A 249-nucleotide genomic window follows, 5' to 3' on the forward strand; every position below is an offset into this window, starting at 1 on the left:
TCAGCGTCAGATACGGCGCCGCGAAACTCCATTCCTCATCCGACACATCAGTCGGATACCCTTTGCGGTCTGTTCTTTTCATCCCGCCAGGATAACAGGTCTCAATCGAAGTTCCTAACACGCTCTAACAGGCTGTTGAAATACCCCTCGCCGGCGAGCAGCACTTCATTTCAATGAGTCGCTGCGCCGGTTTGTGATGTCGATTTGATGCTCAATGCCTTTTATTCAGGTGGAACCAATGCCATCTCC

General features: G+C 51.4%; 1 pseudogene. It reads right to left on the reverse strand.

Features of this window, described 5'->3' with window-relative positions:
• Positions 1–82, reverse strand: a pseudogene (locus tag ACLFKU_RS44940) (IS5/IS1182 family transposase); the annotation flags it as partial.
• Positions 83–249 lie beyond the last annotated feature (167 nt).

It is taken from the genome of Paraburkholderia sp. EG304 (assembly GCF_046543485.1).
Lineage (GTDB): Bacteria > Pseudomonadota > Gammaproteobacteria > Burkholderiales > Burkholderiaceae > Paraburkholderia > Paraburkholderia youngii.